The 2,704-nt window shown below is 73.0% G+C and carries 5 protein-coding genes; 4 read left to right on the forward strand and 1 reads right to left on the reverse strand.

The features are described from left to right. A partial coding sequence (locus HET64_RS38055) for a hypothetical protein (protein ID WP_215111789.1) occupies positions 1 to 640 on the forward strand: 640 nt, incomplete at its 5' end. After that, complete coding sequence (locus HET64_RS38060; protein ID WP_215111790.1) at positions 637 to 840, forward strand: hypothetical protein; 204 nt, start codon at positions 637 to 639, stop codon at positions 838 to 840. The genes HET64_RS38055 and HET64_RS38060, both read left to right, overlap by 4 nt. Positions 841 to 904: 64 nt before the next feature. Here the strand turns inward: HET64_RS38060 and HET64_RS38065 are convergent, their stop codons facing one another. Beyond that, a complete protein-coding gene (locus HET64_RS38065; protein WP_215111791.1) occupies positions 905 to 1,210 on the reverse strand; it encodes a hypothetical protein in 306 nt (101 codons plus the stop codon). A gap of 304 nt (positions 1,211 to 1,514) precedes the next feature. On the opposite strand from HET64_RS38065, the gene HET64_RS38070 reads away from it, so the two are divergent. After that, positions 1,515 to 1,925: a hypothetical protein gene (locus HET64_RS38070; protein ID WP_215111792.1), complete on the forward strand. Its 411-nt coding sequence runs from the start codon at positions 1,515 to 1,517 to the stop codon at positions 1,923 to 1,925. Positions 1,926 to 2,051: 126 nt separating this feature from the next. Next, positions 2,052 to 2,657 carry a phage tail protein gene (locus HET64_RS38075; protein WP_215111793.1) on the forward strand — a complete coding sequence of 202 codons (606 nt, stop codon included), beginning with the start codon at positions 2,052 to 2,054 and terminating at the stop codon, positions 2,655 to 2,657. Positions 2,658 to 2,704 lie beyond the last annotated feature (47 nt).

Raw genomic sequence — 2,704 nt, forward strand, 5'->3', positions numbered from 1 at the left:
CTACCGCTCCCCCTCCGCCCCGCGGGCGACCCCTTCCGGGGCCGGCCCGGCCCCGGCGGGCCCGACGCGCGCCGAGCGCGAAGAGGCCCTGCGGGCCGAGCAGGCGCACGGGCTCACCCCGTCCGGCTCCCGCACCTCCCCCGTGCGGCTCCACATCTCCGACGCCGTACGCGACATCACGGATGGCGTGATCGAGCTGGACGAAGCCGTTCACGACCGGCTCCGGATGCCCCGCCCCCGCCGCGAGCAGGTATCCGGGCGGCTGCTGCGCGTCGCGGGGCTGCTCGACCGGGCCGCCGCCGACGACGTACTCCTCGAACACATCAGGGACGAGGCCCGCCGGATGGCCCGCCGCTGCACCCGGGCCCTGGGCGGCGCCGAACCGGTGGTGCGGGTGGGCGGACGCTGCCCCTGGTGCGACTCGGTCTCGCTGCGGGCCTTCCCCGCGCGCCGGGCGGTGCTCTGCGTCAACCCGGCCTGCCGCTGTACGGACCGCGCCTGCGACTGCCGTACGGATCCGGCGCACCGGCACGCGTGGAGCGAGGGCGCCTGGGTGCGGCTCGCGGCGGAGTCCGGCGGCGAGTTCGCGGAGCTGAGCGGCGCGACGGCGGACACGGCACGGCGGGAGGGCAGGCGATGACGGCCGCGACCTTGCTGACCGGCGCCCTGGCCGCGCACGAGGCGGGCGTGACCCCCGCGACGATCCGTAAGTGGGTCCAGCTGGGCCACCTCAGCCCCGCCGGCCGACAGGGCCGGGCGCACGCGTTCCGCCTGGAGGACGTCTTCGCGGCGGAACGGGCGGCCCGGCGGAAGGCTCCGGGGGCGCGCCGCCGGCCGTGAGACACGTGAACAGACAGGAAGGGGCGGCCCGTTCGGGCCGCCCCTTCCTGATTCTTCCCCCCGGCTACTTCTCGGGCGCGGCGGCCATGCGGAAGACCTGGGCCCCGTCGTCCGTGCCCCCGGACGCCAGCGCGATCGCCTCGCCCCAGCCGCTGCGGAACCCCCGCGTCTCCGCCTCGACCGCGATTCTCGCTCCGACCTTGCCGACGACGGCGGTGAGCGTGCGGGCGACCTCCGCCGTGTACGTACCCGACTCCCCGGACTCCGCGGCCACCTCGACCGCGGCGGCCAAGACATCGGCCAGCCGCTCCTGGGCACCGATCACCGGCTCACTCCCGTCCACCCACTCCCCCGTTCCCTCGCTCCGCACGCTCGTCAGGGCGCTTCCTCCCGCAGAACCGCCAACTCTCGAATACCTGTTCGATAACCGCAGACTAACGCACCGGGCACGGGAGTGCGGGAGGTCAGAACAGGCCCACCTGCGCGCCGCCGGAGCGCGAACACCCCCGGAAGCGGAACCCATGAAGTTGCGCCCCCGCGCCAATAGGTTGCGCGCTCGCACGATCTCAGTCACAATAGGTGCAGCGGCGGAGCTGCGCCCACCCTCCGGGCGCGGCTCCGCCGTCCGCGTTCTCGCACATCGTCCTCCCGCGAACAGGAGTGATCGCCCTGTCATGACTTCACCTCCGAGCACCTTCCCCGACGTGGAGGCCATCGTCGTGGAGCTCCTCTCCGACCGCGCCGATCTGGCGGACGCGGTGGTGGACGAGACTCCGCCGCCCGGCTTCGACGGCACGCAGAAGGCGGTGATCGTCTCCCGGCGCGGTGGCGCCTGGGTCGACGACCTCCACCTCGACCAGCCGCTCATCGAACTGGAGGCCTACGGGCCGGACAAGGCGACGGCGCACCGCCTCGCCAACTCCGCCCGGGCCCAGCTGCTCGCCTCGGTGGGACGGCGGTACGGGACGGACATCGTGATCAGCGATGTCGTCGAGGCCGACGGCCCGCGCTGGCTGCCCGAGTACCTGCATCCCGCGGCCAACCGCTACCTCTGCGTCCTGCGCGTCTCCCTGCGCATCGGCTGACGCCGAACGCCCCACAGACCAGGCCCTGCCGTCCGGCGGGGCCTTTGCCGTACCCGTGACGGCACGCACCACCCAGTCACCCGCCCAGTCACCCACTCAGGGACCAACCACCTCAAGGAGTCATCCATGGCAGGCAACAACGCCTCCGAGATCCGCGTGGCCGGAACCGGCCGCATCCTCGTCGCCGAGATCGGCGCTCCCCTTCCGGACGCCTTCACCGACAACCCGGCGACCGACTGGGGGTCGGCCTGGACCGACCTCGGCTACACCTCCACGGAGGGCGTGACCTTCGCGAAGAAGGACAAGCTGGATCCGGTCGAGACGTGGCAGTCCATCAGCCCGGCCCGGTTCGTCTACGCGGACCGCGACCTGACGCTGAAGTTCGCGATGCTCCAGTTCAACGAGGACACCCTGCCGTTCTTCCTCGGCGGCAAGTCCACGGACATCCGCAAGGACGCCGCGGCGAGCGTCTTCCAGTTCGACGTTCCGGACGGACCGACCTTCGACGAGCGGGCTCTCGGGCTGGAGTTCACGGACGGCACGGAGGTCACGTACCGCTTCGTGATCCCGCGCGGCCAGGTGACCGCCACCGACGACATCAAGCTCGCCCGGAAGGCCGCCGCACAGCTCGGCGTCACCTTCACCGCCCTGTCGCCGGGCGACGGCTCCGCGCTGGCCACCTTCGTCATGAAGGACGCGGCCTACACGGTGCCGACGGTTCCGGCCGCGTAACGACCCCGGGGCGGGGCCGGTCGTCGACCGGCCCCGCCCCTCCCCTC

The organism is Streptomyces sp. McG3, assembly GCF_018619185.1.
Lineage (GTDB): Bacteria > Actinomycetota > Actinomycetes > Streptomycetales > Streptomycetaceae > Streptomyces.

What these genes read in the sequence shown, in the direction of transcription:
- HET64_RS38060 (WP_215111790.1), top strand. Translation starts at nt 637, where the DNA reads ATGACGGCCGCGACCTTGCTGACCGGCGCCCTGGCCGCGCACGAGGCG.
- HET64_RS38070 (WP_215111792.1), top strand. Translation starts at nt 1,515, where the DNA reads ATGACTTCACCTCCGAGCACCTTCCCCGACGTGGAGGCCATCGTCGTG.
- HET64_RS38075 (WP_215111793.1), top strand. Translation starts at nt 2,052, where the DNA reads ATGGCAGGCAACAACGCCTCCGAGATCCGCGTGGCCGGAACCGGCCGC.